This is a genomic window from Streptomyces sp. CB02261 (genome assembly GCF_001905665.1).
Classification (GTDB): Bacteria; Actinomycetota; Actinomycetes; order Streptomycetales; family Streptomycetaceae; genus Streptomyces.
Window position 1 is genome coordinate 1 of sequence record NZ_LIVX01000013.1, and the last position, 14,849, is coordinate 14,849.

General features: G+C 71.6%; 12 protein-coding genes. All 12 read right to left on the reverse strand.

Translation table 11 applies throughout. The features are described 5' to 3' along the window. Positions 1 to 244: 244 nt before the first annotated feature. The 12 genes from AMK29_RS32230 to AMK29_RS32285 all read right to left on the reverse strand — a co-directional run bounded on the left by AMK29_RS32230 (position 245) and on the right by AMK29_RS32285 (position 14,832). The gene (locus AMK29_RS32230; RefSeq protein WP_073819609.1) at positions 245 to 448 is read right to left on the reverse strand and encodes a cold-shock protein; all 204 of its coding nucleotides are present in this window, start codon (positions 446 to 448) and stop codon (positions 245 to 247) included. A gap of 769 nt (positions 449 to 1,217) precedes the next feature. Next, positions 1,218 to 1,427, reverse strand: coding sequence for a hypothetical protein (locus AMK29_RS32235; RefSeq protein ID WP_073819610.1), 210 nt, complete (start codon positions 1,425 to 1,427; stop codon positions 1,218 to 1,220). Between the two features lie 30 nt (positions 1,428 to 1,457). Then, positions 1,458 to 2,897: an aldehyde dehydrogenase (NADP(+)) gene (locus AMK29_RS32240; RefSeq protein ID WP_073819611.1), complete on the reverse strand. Its 1,440-nt coding sequence runs from the start codon at positions 2,895 to 2,897 to the stop codon at positions 1,458 to 1,460. 67 nt (positions 2,898 to 2,964) lie between these two features. Then, on the reverse strand, positions 2,965 to 4,086 hold the full coding sequence (locus AMK29_RS32245) for a (Fe-S)-binding protein (RefSeq protein WP_073819612.1): 1,122 nt from the start codon (positions 4,084 to 4,086) through the stop codon (positions 2,965 to 2,967). After that, positions 4,083 to 5,462, reverse strand: a complete 1,380-nt coding sequence (locus AMK29_RS32250; protein WP_073819613.1) for an FAD-binding oxidoreductase — start codon at positions 5,460 to 5,462, stop codon at positions 4,083 to 4,085. The genes AMK29_RS32245 and AMK29_RS32250 overlap by 4 nt, the downstream gene beginning before the upstream one ends. Positions 5,463 to 5,519: 57 nt before the next feature. Continuing rightward, positions 5,520 to 7,514 (reverse strand): GH39 family glycosyl hydrolase, encoded by a 1,995-nt coding sequence (locus tag AMK29_RS32255; protein ID WP_079197228.1) that lies wholly within the window; start codon positions 7,512 to 7,514, stop codon positions 5,520 to 5,522. A 133-nt stretch (positions 7,515 to 7,647) separates the two neighbouring features. Beyond that, on the reverse strand, positions 7,648 to 8,385 hold the full coding sequence (locus tag AMK29_RS32260) for a ribonuclease activity regulator RraA (protein WP_073819614.1): 738 nt from the start codon (positions 8,383 to 8,385) through the stop codon (positions 7,648 to 7,650). Between the two features lie 64 nt (positions 8,386 to 8,449). Continuing rightward, the gene (locus tag AMK29_RS32265) at positions 8,450 to 9,280 is read right to left on the reverse strand and encodes an SDR family NAD(P)-dependent oxidoreductase (protein WP_073819615.1); all 831 of its coding nucleotides are present in this window, start codon (positions 9,278 to 9,280) and stop codon (positions 8,450 to 8,452) included. Further along, positions 9,277 to 10,440 carry a mandelate racemase/muconate lactonizing enzyme family protein gene (locus AMK29_RS32270; RefSeq protein ID WP_073819616.1) on the reverse strand — a complete coding sequence of 388 codons (1,164 nt, stop codon included), beginning with the start codon at positions 10,438 to 10,440 and terminating at the stop codon, positions 9,277 to 9,279. Before AMK29_RS32270 ends, AMK29_RS32265 begins: the two co-directional genes overlap by 4 nt. After that, positions 10,428 to 12,317: a dipeptide ABC transporter ATP-binding protein gene (locus AMK29_RS32275; RefSeq protein ID WP_073819617.1), complete on the reverse strand. Its 1,890-nt coding sequence runs from the start codon at positions 12,315 to 12,317 to the stop codon at positions 10,428 to 10,430. The genes AMK29_RS32270 and AMK29_RS32275 overlap by 13 nt, the downstream gene beginning before the upstream one ends. Before the next feature lie 10 nt (positions 12,318 to 12,327). Beyond that, on the reverse strand, positions 12,328 to 13,896 hold the full coding sequence (locus tag AMK29_RS32280; protein WP_073819618.1) for an ABC transporter substrate-binding protein: 1,569 nt from the start codon (positions 13,894 to 13,896) through the stop codon (positions 12,328 to 12,330). 63 nt (positions 13,897 to 13,959) lie between these two features. Continuing rightward, positions 13,960 to 14,832 (reverse strand): ABC transporter permease, encoded by an 873-nt coding sequence (locus AMK29_RS32285; RefSeq protein ID WP_073819619.1) that lies wholly within the window; start codon positions 14,830 to 14,832, stop codon positions 13,960 to 13,962. Positions 14,833 to 14,849: the final 17 nt, after the last annotated feature.

Consider the following 14,849-nt stretch of genomic DNA (forward strand, 5'->3'; position numbering starts at 1 on the left):
CTTCCTCGATACGGCACGTATGGAGGAATTCCGACAGCGGATGAAAAGCGTCAGGAATCACTGGCACGGGCCGAATGAACTGCGAAAGCAAGCGGCTTGAACCGGGTCGAATACCGTCGACGTGCAAGCGGCGAGCGAAAGAAGTGAGAGTGGCGCAGGTGCAGGTACCAGACCTGCGAAATGCGCGTAGCTGGGGCCCGCACCCCGAAGGGTGCGGGCCCCAGCTACGTGTTACGCGTCAGCGTCAGGCGGAGACGATGTTCTCGGCCGTCGGGCCCTTCTGGCCCTGCGCGATGTCGAAGGTGACCTTCTGGCCCTCCTGGAGCTCGCGGAAGCCCTGGGAGGCAATGTTCGAGTAGTGGGCGAACACGTCAGCGCCGCCACCGTCCTGCTCGATGAACCCGAAGCCCTTTTCCGCGTTGAACCACTTCACGGTGCCAGCAGCCATGTCATTTCTCCTTTGGGCAGTACGACGGAACCCGTACCGTACGGATTCCGTGTCGCCGCGATGATGCCCTGCCCGGAAAATGACCGGAAATACAGAACGCTTCCGCACGGCACGTGGCCGACAGGAGGCGCCCGAAGTTTTTGGGTACCAAAACTGCAACTGAGATCGACAGTAGCACGTCGCCGCATCCTGTGTACGTCGAATATTTCTCCCTGCGTATCGCTGACAAAAACTCTCTCCGCGATGGTCGTTAAATTCTCAGGCCGCGAGCACAGGTATTTATGCACTCCGGGTGCAGCACCTCGGAAGCCGCTCTTCGCGTATGGGGCAGGCACAGCGTGGCAGGCATGGTCTGTGCGACCGCGTCGGCGCTGCTGCCCCTGCGCGCAGGCCGGAGAGTTCGCCGTGGAAGCCGAGGGGTTCGAGGTGGGGCTTCCAGCCGGGTTGATCCAGGTGCTTGAGGGCGGTACGGCGGCAAGGGCGGCGCGCGGGCCGTTGTCGACCGGCGATGTTGCAGATGGTCATCCGGTGGGGCGCTGGGTGGATGCGGCGCAGGTCCTGGTGGAACGGGGGTGTGACGGGTTCGGCGAGCAGGCGCCGTCGGCTGTCTGCCCGGAGAGGGCCGGCGGCTCAGGGCCGCGGAGCGGGGGCCTCTTCTGGAACCGCCGAGGCGTGCTGCCGCGGCCCGTCGACGTGGGCGTAGCGTCCGCCGGTGTGCGTGGGCTCGGCGGTCAGGGTGCTCTGCGCGCGTCGGTGTCGCGCAGGAGCGTCAGGGGCTGCAGGGCCAGGCGCCTGCGCTGCGCATCCGGGTGGGCAGGCCATGGCCGACGGCAGCACAGCGGCGGCCGGGGTGGATCCGGGCGAGCGTGGCGGCCTCCATCGCGGTGAACGCGACGTCGCGGACCGCGGCGGTCGGGAGTCCGACGCCGACGCGGACCGCGCTCCGTCCGGGTACCGGATGCGCGACGAGGCCTTTCACGCGCGGTGGACCGCGGAGAGGTCCGCTCTGTCACGCCCCCGTCCGCTGCGGTACCCGCCACGGGTTGGTGGTCCGCAGAGGGTGCGGCAACAAGGCCTCAGGCATGTTCTGGTAGGCGACCGGGCGCAGCCACCGGGCGATGGCGGTGCCGCCCACGCTGGTGTGCAGCGGGTTGGTCGTGGCCGGCCAGGGGCCGCCGTGGTGCATGGCGCGGGTGACCGCCACTCCCGTCGGCCAATCGTTCCAGATCAGGCGGCCGGCCCGCAGGGCGGACCAGATCTCGCGCGCCAGTTCCTCGTCCGCTCCCTCCTGGCCGTGCACCGTGGCCGTGAGGCTGCCAGGGAGCTCGCGGAGGCTCAAGAGCAGGTCCTCGGCGGACGCATAGGTGACGAGGGTCGATGCCGGGCCGAAGCATTCCCGGAGGAGTTCGGGGTGAGCGCGCAGGTCGTGGGCCGCGACGGTGAGGAGCGTCGCCGAGGGCTCGTCGGCGGGTCGCCCGGTGCGGTGGATGCCGGTCGGTGCGGCCGCGATCCGCCGGACGGCGGGGTGCGTGGTGAGCTCGTCGAGAGTCGCGCGGTAGGCCTCGACGATCCAGGGCCCCAGCATCGGCGCGGGAGAGGCATGCGTGACGGCCAGACGGAGAAGTTCGTCCAGGTCGTGGTGTTCGGGCAGGAAGAGCAGGCCCGGCTTGGTGCACAGCTGGCCCTGGCTGCGGGTGACGGACGCGATGTACTCGCTCACGAGGGCCGGCCCGCGTGCGGCGAGGGCCTGGTGAGTGACCACCACGGGGTTGAGGGAGCCCAGTTCTCCGTAGAACGGGATCGGGTCGGGGCGGCCGGCGGCGAGGTCGAACAGCGCCCGGCCGCCGGGGGTGGAGCCGGTGAAGCCGACGGCCTGGACGGCGGGGTCGGTGACCAGGGCGCGGCCCGCCTCGCGGCCGTGGACGACGGAAAGCGCCCCCGGTGGCAGGACTTCGGCCGCGAGGGCGGCGGTCCGGTCGGTGAGACGGGGGTGGCCCTCGTGGGCTTTGACCACGACCGGGCAGCCGGCGGCGAGCGCGCTGGCCGTGTCTCCGCCGAGCACGGAGAAGGCGAAGGGGAAGTTGGAAGCGGTGAAGACGGCGACCGGGCCGAGCGGGACGAGCATGCGCCGTACGTCCGGGCGCGGGGCGGGGACGGCCGTGTCGTCCGCCCGGTCGATCATGACATCGAGGTGGGCGCCCTCTTCGGCGATCTCGGCGAACATCTCCAGTTGCACGCGGGTACGCAGTACCTCGCTCCGCAGTCTGACGTCGCCGAGGCGGGTCTCCTCCTCCGCGAGGGCGACCAGTTCGTCGGTGTGCTCGCGGAGCACGACGGCGAGGTCACGGAGGAGGGTGCCGACCTCGGCCGGGGCGAGTGCGGCAAGGGCGGGAGCGGCGGCGCGGGCGGCTTCGGTGGCCAGGGGGTCGAGCGGGGTGCGGGAGGGCATGTCTTCTCTCAGTGGGGTGGCGAGGGGTGTGCTGAAGTCGGTTCACCGGGCGGGGTGTCGGGCGCCCCTAGGTGCTCGGACACCCGTTCTCTCCTGCCATGAGCAGGAGTTCGGCCAGGTGCACGGCCTTGGCCTGCGAGCGTCTGCGGCGCAGGCCGGTGCGGAGCTGGCGCAGACAGCCCGGATTGACCGCGGCGACGAAGTCGACGCCGGCGGCCTCGATCTCGTCGATCTTGGCGGTGAGGATGCGGCGTGACTCACGGGGTCGCAGCAGGGAGTAGGTCCCGGCGGCACCGCAGCAGGTGCCGGCCGAGGGGAGTTCGACGTAGTCGGCGATTCCGGCGAGCAGATCACGCGGGGCGGTCCACACTCCGAGGCCGTTGCGCAGGTGGCAGGAGTCCTGGAGGGCGACACGTGCTCGACGGCCGTCCACCCGGAGTTCACCGGGGGGCCGGAACGAGGAGTCGGTGGCCAGGTGGTCGGAGAGTTCGCGGACGCGAGCCCTGCCGAGGACCGAGGCGAGGTGGGCGGCGCAGCCGCCGGAGGTGGTGACGATGGTGCCGGGAAGGTCCTCGCCCATCCGGTGCGCGAGGCGTTCGCCGGTGGCGGTGTCGCCGTTGTGGGCGTGCAGCGCGCCGCAGCAGCCCTGGGAAGCAGGAACGGCCAGTCCGGGGACGAGGGCGAGAGCGGCGCGGCCGACGCGCGGGAAGAGGACGCGCTCGAAACATCCGAGCATGAGTGAGGCCCTGCCGGACGCGACGGCCGAGGTCTCGGCGACGTTCGTGCGCGGGGTCCCCCGCAGCCGTCCCAGCAGGCGGAAGAGGCCCCGCCGGCCGGCGACCAGCATGAGGGCACGGGCGAGAAGGGGCATCCGGTGTCCGCGCCACTGGTGGTCGCGCCACTGCTCCAGAAGCTGCCCGTACTCGACGCCGGCCGGACAGACCGGTTCGCAGGCGCGGCAGCCCAGGCACTGTGAGGACTGTTCCTTCAGGGTGGGGTCGTCAGGTGCGAGATCGCCGGTCTGCAGGGCGCGCATGAGGTTGATCCGGCCGCGGGGAGAGGAGGCCTCGTCACCGGTCTCGGCGTAGGTGGGACAGGCGGGGAGGCAGAAGCCGCAGGAGATGCAGCGGGAGAGGAGGTCCGGGTCGAGGACGGGCTTCGGGAGGGGGCCGCCCGTGCGGTCGGTCATGAGCCCAGCTTTCCGGGGTTGAGGATGCCGGCCGGGTCGAAGGCCGTCTTCAGTCGGCGCAGGAGGGTGATCTGGTCGGCGCCCAGCTGCGTGGTCAGATAGGGGAGTTTGGCCGCGCCGACACCGTGTTCGCCGGTGATGGTGCCGCCCAGGTCGATCGCGGCGGCGAAGATGTCGGCGAAGGCGCTCTCCGCGCGGGCGATGGTGTCCGTGTCCTCCTCGGACTCCACCACGCAGGTGGGGTGGAGGTTGCCGTCCCCGGCGTGGCCGAAGGTGGCGATCGTGACGCCGTGGTGGGCTCCGATGGCGTCGATGCGGTCGACCATCTCCGCGATGCGGGGCCGGGGCACGGTGGCGTCCTCCAGGATGGTCAGTTCACCCAGCCGGGAGAGGGCGGGAAGTGCGCATCGCCGGGCGGCGAGCAGAGCCTCGGCCTGCGCCACTTCGGCTGCGGTCGTGACGTCGAGGGCATGGTGGGCCGCGCAGACGTCACTCATGCGCTCCAGGGCGCGGGCGACCGTGTCGCTTTCGCCGTCGTCGCCGAAGAGAAGCAGTGCGCCGGCGTCGGTGCGCAGTCCGAGACGGGCGAATTCCTCCACTGCCCGGACGCAGGACCGGTCGAGGAATTCGAGGGTGGCGGGGAGGATCCCGGCGGCGATGATCGCGGTGACGGCCCGGCCCGCGGCCGCCAGGTCGGGGAAGTAGGCGACTCCCGTACCGGCCGTCGCGGGGGCGGGCCGCAGGGCGAGGGTGGCTTCGGTGATGACGGCGAGGGTGCCCTCGGAGCCGGTGAGGAGCCGGGTGAGGTCGTATCCGGCGACGTCCTTGTGGAGTCGGCCTCCGGTGCGGATCACCTCTCCCGTGGGCAGGACCGCCTCCAGGCCGAGGACGTAGTCGCGGGTGACTCCGTACTTGAGGCCGCGCAGGCCGCCGGCGTTGGTGGCGATCGTGCCGCCGATGGTGGCCACCGTGCGGCTGCCGGGGTCGGGGGCCCACAACAGGTCGTCGTGGGCTGCGGCATCTGCCAGGGCCGCGCTGGTGACGCCGGGCTGGACCCGAGCCAGGAGCTCGGCCGGGGCGATCTCCAGGATCCGGTTCAGACGGGTCAGTACCAGGACGACGCCGCCTCGGGAGGCGACGGTGGCGGCGCACAGGTTGGAGCCGGCGCCGCGCGGGATCACGGGGACGGCGTGGCGGGTGGCGATGTCGAGGACGGCGGCGACCTCGGCGGTGTCCGCCGGGAAGACGACGGCGTCGGGCCGGGCGTGGAACAGCGGGGTCGCGTCCCGGCTGTAGGGGACGAGGTCGCCGTCCGTCTCCCGGAAGTGACCGGGTCCGACGACCGACCGAAGGGCCGCTCGTGCGGTGGCGTGCATGGGGTTCTCCTCGGAGCGGGGCCCCGCCCGGGAGGGAGGGGCGGGGCCCGGCCGGTTCTAGAGCCTGATCGCGGAGCGGTCGGCGATGAGGACGGGCGAGTCGTACACCGGCACGTTGCGGAAGGTGTGGGTGCTGCCCGATACCGTCCAGTCGGCGGCGGGGATGTCGAAGACGGCACCGGTCCGTACGTCGACGTAGACGGGGTCGGCGAAGTTGCCGTTCGGGAGGGTCAGGCGGACCGGGGTGCGGGTGGTGCCGTCTCCGGGGGTGGTGGTGCCGTTCCAGACGCCGACGATCTGGCGCCCGGTGTCGCGCTTGGCGAAGCCCTGGACGGTCAGGGTGGTGGCGGAGTCGGTGGTGAACGCGTAGGCCGGCAGGGCCGTCACCGTGCTGTCGATGACGGAGGCGAGGGTCTGGACCGCGTAGTAGGACGGCTTGGCGTAGCGGATCGACTTGTCGCTGTTGGTCTGGAGCAGGCCCTTGCTGTTGATCTTCGAGGGGTAGTGGAGGTCGGAGATGCTGAAGGCGCTGGTGCTGATGCCCTGGCCGAGGTCGTGCGTGAGGCGGCGCAGGAACCACTTCGTCTGGCTCAGTTCGGTCCAGTCGAGGTCGCCGAGCGCGCCGAAGCTGTTGGGCGCGCTCGGGGCTCCGTTCTCGCCCTGCCTCAGTACGGCTCCGGGGGCGTACTGCTTGATCAGGGCCCGGATCTTGTCGACCTGCTGGTAGGTCCACACGTCGTCGGGGTTGGGGTTGTAGGGGTGGTAGCTGATGCCGTCGAGCAGGTGGCTCTTGCCCTGTCCGGAGAGCCGGACGAGGAAGTCGTTGGTGTACGGGACGTCGATGCCTGCCTCGCCCGGTCCGTAGATGACGGAGCCGGGCTGTTCGGCGCGGACGCGGGCCGCGGTGCGGGCGAAGAAGTCGGCGTACGTGGCTGCCGGGATGCCGGCGAGGTTGGGCTCGTTCCAGATCTCCCACTCGGTGACCCGGTTCTCGTACCGCTTGACCATGGCGGTCACCCAGGTGTCCCAGGCGGCCAGCGCCTCGGTGGACGTCGGGATCTGGCCGCCGAGGCCGGCGCCCCCGCCGCCCGTGTAGATGCCGTTGCCGTAGGACAGCTGGAGCCAGGGCCTGAGGCCGCGGGCCGTGGCGTCGTCGACGATCCGGTCGAGCCATGTCCAGTCGTAGACCCCCTTCGTCCTCTCGGTCTTGGCCCAGCCGCCCTGCAGGCGGACCCCGGTCGCCCCCAGCCGCCCCAGGTAGGGGGCGTACGCCTGGTAGTTCGTGTAGTCGCGGTCGAGGGTCTCGGCCCCGACGAGCAGCTGGGAGGTGCCCACCTGCGCGGCCGTGCGGGGGGCGATCGTGCCGAGGTGCGGCCAGCCCGCCGGTGATGCCTCGACGGCGGTGCGGACGTCGTCGAGGTAGGCGGTGCCGGTGTCGGCTACGGACACGCCGGCCTGCAGGCTGGCCAGATCGGTGGTGGAGGTGCGAAAGCGCAGCCCGGCTGCGCGGCGTTCGCCGTCGACGTGGAGGTCGGCAGTGGCGGTGCCGGGGCGGGCGACGAGACGGATGTCGTACCAGCGGTTGGCGACGTAGGTGCCGAGATCGATCTGGGTTGCGCCGTCGTAGGTGTAGAGACGGCCGGTGGGGCTCATGGCCACCGTGACGCTGTGGCCACCAGAGCCGTCGAGGTGCACGCCGACCGTGGCGGTGGACTGGGCGGCTCGCAGCCGGAATCCGGCGACGACGGTCGACGTCGTGGTCCCGAACGTGGCGGCGGCGGTGGTGTGGGCGGTGGTGGAGACGTCTCGCAGGCGAAGGCTTCGGTCGACGGTGCCGGTCACGTCCTGGACGGTGACGTCACCGCTGGTCGTCCAGCCGGGAGCGGGAGAGCCGGGGGCGACGGCGTCGAAGGTGCTGGAGAGGTTCGCCGCGGCGGCCGGGCCGGCCGAGGCGACGGAGATCAGGGCGCCGACCAGGGCGCCGGAGAGGAGGAGCGGGACAGTCCTTCCCGTACGAGGACGTACAGAGCCGGATGTGGCGGGGTTGACCATGATTCCTGCCTTCTGCGGGGGAGGGGGGATCGATCGGTGGACGGGATTGAGCCGTGCTTCCGGAGCGCCGGTTCCGGCGCTCCGGAGACTGGGCCGCCGGCGTGGCCAGGGGGGCGCCGGGCGGACGGGTGGGTCAGTCGGTCGCCGGGAGCGCGCCGCGCGATTCGTCGTAGGCGCGGCGGGTCGCCTCGTCCGGGGGGTAGGTGCCGCGCAGGGGGGCGCCGCCTGCGACGCGGGCGACGATGAACGCCTCCTGCAGTTCCTGTTCGCGGGCCGCCTTGGCGATGACCGGGACGAGGTGGCGGGGTACGCAGACCACACCGTCGGCGTCGCCGACCATGACGTCCCCGGGGTAGACGGCGACGCCGGCGCATCCGATGGGGACTTGCAGGTCGACCGCGTGGTGCTGGGCGAGGTTGGTCATGGCCGCCGCCCCGGTGGCGAAGACCGGCAGTGGCAGGCGGCTGATCTCCTCGATGTCGCGCAAGGTGCCGTCGGTGACCACACCGGCCGCGCCGTTGACCGCCATGCGGGTCAACAGGATGTTGCCCGCGGCGGCGGCGCGTCCCTGGCCGCGGCAGTCCACGACGAGAACCTGGCCGGGGCCGGCCTGCTCGACCGCCAGGCGCTGCGGGTGGTCGTAGTCGTCGTAGACCTCAAGGGTGTCGATGTCCTCGCGGGCCGGGATGTAACGGAGGGTGAAGGCCTCGCCGACCATGCGCCTGGCATCGGGCGTGACACAGGTCAGGCCCGCCAGGAAGGTGTTGCGCAGGCCGTGCTTGAAGAGCTGGGTGGTGATGGTGGCGGTGCTTGCCTCGCCCAGGGCGGCCAGATCATCGAGGTCGAGGGGCTGCCGGGGGGTCTGGGTCATGTCGGGCTTCCTTCGGTGCGGCAGAACGGCTGGCGGATACGGACCGGGACGGTGCTGCGGCCGGTCAGGGGACGGGACGGTCGAGAGCGGGGTCGGCCCCCGGCGGCCTGAGCTGCGCGCTCAGTCCTCCGTCGACGTTCAGCACCTGTCCGGTGATGAAGGACGCGTCCGCCGAGGCGAGGAACGCGACGGCCCCGGCGACATCGGATCCGTCGCCGACCCGACCCAGCGGGACCGGCTGCGCGCGGGTCTGCTGCTGGGCCGGATCGAGGAGGGCGAACCGGTCGTTGATGACCGGGCCGGGGGCGACCGCGTTGACGCGGATCCCCCGGGGCGCGAGTTCCAGGGCCATCGCCCGGGTCGCCGCGTCGACGGCGCCCTTGCTGGCGTCGTAGGCGACGGCGGCCCGGTGGGCGCGGGTGGCCCCGACCGAGGAGATGTTCACGATCGAGGAGCCGGCGGGCATCACCCGGGCGGCTGCCACGGTGCACAGGAACACCCCGCGCGCGTTGACGGCGAAACTGCGGTCCCAGTCGGCGACGTCGATGTCGAGCAGGGGACCACGGCCCAGCATGGGGGCGGCAGCGTTGTTGACCAGTAGGTCGAGTCCGCCGAGGGCGTCGACCGTACGGTTGAGGCAGGCGTCGACCTGATGCGCGTCGGATACGTCGCCGGGGCAGGCCACCGCGGACATGCCCCTGTCGCGCATGGCCGCGGCTGCGGCCTCGGTCTCGGTCGGGTCGGGGCCGTTGAGGGCCACCGCCGCGCCCTCCTGCGCGAGCCGCCATGCGATGGCGAGGCCGATGTTGCGTGCGCCGCCGGTGACCAGCGCGACCCGGCCGGTGAAGCGGCCTTCGGCACGGGCGGCGCTCGTCGGCCGCGGTGCGTCGCTCACGTGGCGGCCACCTGCCGGTCGACGACAGCGGCGGCACTGGTGGCCGCCCAGGTCAGCGGTCCGGCGGAGGCCGACACCCGCTGCGGGTCGAGCGTCATGCCGAGGCCGGGGCCGTGCGGCACGGACAGCAGCCCGCCGGTGTAACGGACGGGGTCGGTGACGACGTCCCGTGTGTAGAGGAGCGGTCCGACCGGGTCGCTCGGGACGGTGACGGCCGACATGGCCATCGCGACGTGCGCGGCGGCCGCCGTGCCGATGGACAGCTCCTGCGTGGTGCCGACCAGGCACGCCTTGCCGGCGGCGTCGGCTATCGCGAAGATCCGGCGGGCCGGTGTGATCCCGCCGATGGCGATGACGCTGACGTTGAACACGTCCACCGCGTCCGCGGCGACGAGGTCCAGTGCCCACCGGAAGCTGTAGACGTGCTCGCTGATCGGGACGGCGAGCCGGTCGCGGGCCCGGACCAGACCGCGGATGTCGTGGTGCGGGGCGGGCGACTCGATGAGGTCGTAGCCGACGTCGGCCACCCGCTCGGCGAAGGCGCAGGCCGCCTTGGCGTCGAGGAGGTTGGAGAAGTCCAGGGACTTGAGGGTGATGCGGTCGCCGAACCGTTCGCGGGCGGTGCGCAGGAACCGCTCGTCCAGGTCGAGGCGGCGTCCGACATACACGCGGAAGAAGGTGAAGCCCTCCGCCAGCCGGCGCTCGACCATGGCGAGGTTGCGTTCGACGTCCTCCTCGTGCTGCTGGCGGAAGATCGGATACGCGATGGGCACCGACTCGCGGACCGCGCCGCCGAGCAGGTCGCACACCCGGACACCGAGCTGTTTCGCGGCCAGGTCCCAGAAGGCGATGTCGACTCCGCACTTGATGGCGCGGCTCTTGTCGTAGATGTATCCGGCCTGCGGGAAGTTCGCTTCCAGGCGGCGTTCCATCTCCGTGATCTGAAGAGCGTCCAGACCGACGAGGAGTTCGTTGAGGGTGGCCTCCAGATCGGGTACGTCGAGGTGGTAGCGCGGGAGGTGCTGGAGGTCGGACATCTCACCGATGCCCGTCAGCGCGTCGTCGTCGGTGAGGAGTTCGACCAGGATGTGTCCGCAGGTGATGCTGTTGTGCCGCGGCGTGTTGATCGAGGTCAGGCGGACTCGGGTCACTTCGGCCATGTGATGCTCCGTTCCTTGTCGGTGCCGGCAGTGCTCTGCGCGTCGGCGAGCCGGGGTGTGGTGCGCCCCGGAGCCATCGAGAGCAGCTCCCGGGTGTACGGGTGGGAGGGGGTCTCGTAGATCCGGTCCGCCGGTCCTTCCTCGACGATCCGGCCCTGCCGCATGACGGCGATGCGGTGGGCGACCGACCTGACGACGGCGAGGTCGTGGGTGATGAAGAGGTAGGCCATGCCGTGGGCGGCCTGGAGGTCGGCGAGCAGATTGAGGATCTGGGCCTGGACGGAGACGTCCAGGGCGCTGACGGCCTCGTCGCAGACGATCAGTCGCGGCTGCAGGGACAGCGCCCGGGCGATCGCGACGCGCTGGCGCTGTCCGCCGGAGAAGGCGGAGGGGAAGCGGTCCAGCGCGTACGCGTCGAGGCCGACGTCCTGGAGGAGGCGTACGAGTTCGGGTTCCGCGGTGTCCAGCCCGTGGACCCGCATCGGCTCGGCGAGGATCTCGCGGACCGTCATACGGGGATCGAGGCTGGCGTACGGGTTCTGGAAGACGACCTGGATCTCCCGCTGGAGCCGCCGCAGCTCCGAGGCGGACGGCCGTCGGACGTCGATGCCGTCGTAGCGGACGGTCCCCCCGGAGGGGGTCTCCAGCCGCAGCAGCATCTTGGTCAGGCTGGTCTTGCCCGAGCCGGACTCCCCCACGAGAGCGAGGGTCCGTCCCGGCTCGACCTTCAGGCTCACCTGCTGGACGGCGTCGACGTGCCCGGTGATCCGGCGCAGCGCCCCGGTGCGGACCGGATAGCGCAGGTCGGTGGCGTCGAACTCGACGAGCGGTGTACTGCCGTCCTGTTCGACGTCCTGGGGCGGGTCGTCGGTCGCCACGGGTGGCGGCACGGGCCGTTCGCGTGGTGCGTCGGCGAACAGGCATGCCGCGGCATGGCTTTCGCCGACGGTGAGCAGCGGGGGCACCACACTCTCGCAGCCGTCCGTGCGGACCGGGCAGCGCGGTGCGAAGGAGCAGCCCGGAGGGCGGTCACTGAGCCGGGGCGGCCGGCCCTCGATGGAGGCGAGGCGGGTGCGGGCCGGTGCGTCCAGCCGGGGGGTCGCTGCCAGGAGCGCCTGGGTGTAGGGCATGCGCGGATCGGCCAGGACCTGGGTGGTGGGTCCGCTCTCGACGATCCGTCCGGCGTACATGACCGCGACCCGGTCGGCCTGTTCGGCGACCACGCCGAGGTCGTGGGTGATGAGGATCAGGCCCATGCCGAGGTCGTCGCACAGCGAGCGGAGCATGGTCATGATCTCGGCCTGGACGGCGGCGTCGAGGGCGGTGGTGGGTTCGTCGGCGATGAGGAGTCGTGGGCGGGCGGCGATCGCCAGGGCGATGGCGGCGCGCTGACGCATGCCTCCGGACAGTTCGTGGACGTACTGGGTCAGGCGCTTCTCGGGCTCGGGCATGCGGGCCTGCGTCAGCGCCTCGACCGCCCGCTTCCGCGCCTGATCGCGGCTCATGCGTTCGTGCGCGCGGACGGCGTCCACGATCTGTGTGCCGATGGTCAGCAGCGGGTTGAGGGCGGTGCCGGGGTCCTGGAAGACCATGGCGACCCGGTTGCCGCGTACCTCCCGCCAGGAGCGCCGGTCCAGGCCGCGCAGGTCGGTGCCGTCCAGCAGGATCGACCCGGTGGTCTCGCACAGGGGCGGGGGCGGGTTGAGGCCGAGCAGGCTCAGGGCGGTGACGGTCTTGCCCGAACCGGACTCGCCCACGATGGCGAGGGTCTCACCGGTGTCGAGGTGCAGGCTGACCTCGTCCACGGCGCGCACGGGCGGCTCGTCGGAGGCGCTGTGGAAGGTGACGCCGAGCCGGCTGATGTCGAGGAGGGTCATCGTGGGCCCCTCAGGCGCCGAGCCGGGCGCGCTCGAGGCGCCACTGGCCGTCGACGTCGAGGCCGACGCCCTTGAGGTCGCTGCTGTGGATCAGCGGCGACCTGGCCTGGTGCAGGAAGACCCAGTAGTTGTTCTCCAGGATGCGGCGCTGCACATCGACGTACGCCCGCTTGCGCACGGCGCGGTCGTCCGTGCTCAGGCCCTTGTCGAGCAGGGCGTCGAGGGCGGAGTCCTTGAGGCCCGACCAGTTGCTCGGGCCGTCACTGGCGAAGTACGGGTCGAAGGTGAGGGAGGGGTCCAGACGGGGGATGTCGATGACGAGGATCGCCGCGTCGAAGTCCCCGTTCCGCATGCGTTCCAGCTGGGTCTGGAATTCGAGGATCTCCACCTTGGGGGCGAATCCCGCCGCGGTGAGCTGGCTCTGGAGCAGTTCCGCGACGGTGGGGTCGGGGGCGCGGCGGCGGGCGACGAGGGTGATGGGCACCTTTCCGCGGAGTCCCGCCTTGTCCAGGGTGGCGCGGGCCTTCTCGGGGTCGTACGGCAGGGGGGCGAGGGAGTCGTCGTGGAACCAGTCGTCGGAGGTGGCGAAGGAGGGGGCGATGTCGAAGTCGCCGCCGGCGGCGGCCTTGCCGACGGACCTCCGCTCCACGGCCATCGCGAAGGCCGCGCGTACCCGCGGGTCGCGGAAGGGTCCCTCGGTGACGTTGAGCGAGGCGTAGTAGTTGCGGCGTACGCCCTCGTCCTTGATGGTGATCCGTGGGGCGTCGGCCAGCTGCTTGTACTCCTCCGGGGGCAGGGCGCGCACCAGGTGCACCCCCCCGGTGGACAGTTCGGCGCGCAGTACCTTGGCCTCGGTGACGAAGCGCAGGACCACCTTGTCGAGGAGCGGAAGCGCGTCGCCTGCCTCGGTCTTGGCCCAGTAGGTCTTGTTGCGCTCCGCGGTCAGCTGGACCTTGGTCCTCCACTGACGGAAGGTGAAGGGGCCGGTCCCCACCGGCCTGCGGCCGAACTCCTCGGCCCCCTTGGCGAGCGCGGTGGGCGAGGCGATCATCCCGGGCTCGTGGGCGAGCTGGGTGAGCAGCAGCGGATCGGCCGCCTTCAGGGCGACCGTGACGGTCCGCGGGCCGGCTGCCTTCACGTCACGGATGGAGGCCAGTGCGGCCGTCTTGGTGGAGCGGGTGGCGGGATCCGAGATCCGCTTCAGGTTGAGAACGACCGCATCGGCGTCGAACGGGGTGCCGTCGTGGAACGTCACGCCCTGGCGGAGCTCGAAGGTGATCTCGGTGCCCGTGTCGGTCCATCGGGTGGCGAGGGCCGGCTCGAAGGTCCCGTCGCGGCGCTGACGCAGCAGGGTGTCGAAGAACAGGTTCAGGACGTTGCGGTCGGAGGAGATGGCGGAGCTCAGCGCCGGGTCGAGGGTGACGGGCTCGTTGTCGAAGCCGGCGGTGAGCGTTCCCCCGGAGGTCCCGCCGGAGGAGTCCGAGGAGCCGCATCCGGCCAGGGTGGTGATGGCGGCGGTGGCTGCGGCGCCGGCCAGGACGGTGCGGCGTGGTATCCGGGGCGGCGTGGAATTGGGCATGACGAAGCACTTCCTCTGTACGGGGGGGAACGGGGGGAACGGGGTGGAGGGCTGGGAGACGGCTCAGCGCGCGGGTGCGAGGTCCGGGCGGTGGGCGTCCAGCGCGTCGCGCAGGGCGTCGGCGAGCAGGTTGAACGCGGCGACGGTGAGGAGGATCGCGAGCCCGGGGAAGACGCTGAGCGACCAGCTCGCGCTCAGGTGGTCGGTGCCGCTGGCGACGATCGCGCCCCAACTCGGCTGCGGGGGCTGGACGCTCAGCCCGAGGAAGCTCAGCGCGGACTCGGCCATGATCGCGGTGGACACCTGGAGAGCGGCGAAGACCAGCAGGGTGCCGGCGAGGTGGGGCAGGAGGTGCCGGCGCATGATCGTGGTCCGTGGGACGCCCACGATACGTGCGGCGGACACCCATTCGCGGGTGCGCAGGGACAGCACCTCGCCCCGGACCACACGGGCGAAACGCGGGGTGGTGACGACGGCGATCGCGATCAGGGCGTTGCGCAGCCCGGGGCCGAGGGCCGCGACCACGGTGAGGGCGAGGACGAGGAGGGGGAAGGCGAGCAGTCCGTCGGAGACGCGCATGACGAGGGTGTCCACCCAGCCGCCTCGGTATCCGGCGATCAGACCGAGCACCGTGCCGGCGATCAGGGCGGCGCCCACGGTGATGGTGGCCACCCCTACGGTGACCACGGCGCCGGCGACGATCCGGGCCAGGACGTCCCGCCCGATCTCGTCGGTGCCGAGCAGGTGCTGGGAACTGGGGCCGGTCAGAAGCCGGCCGGTGTCCGTGGCGCTGACCGCGTCTGTCAGGAAGGGTGCGGCGGCAGCGGCCACGAGCAGGAGGAACAGCAGGGGTACGGCGATGTGGGCGCGGCGGTCACGGCGCAGCCGGTCCAGAACCGGTCTGCGGGAGACTTTCGGCGCGAGGTCTATGGCCATCGGCGCTCCAGGAAGTG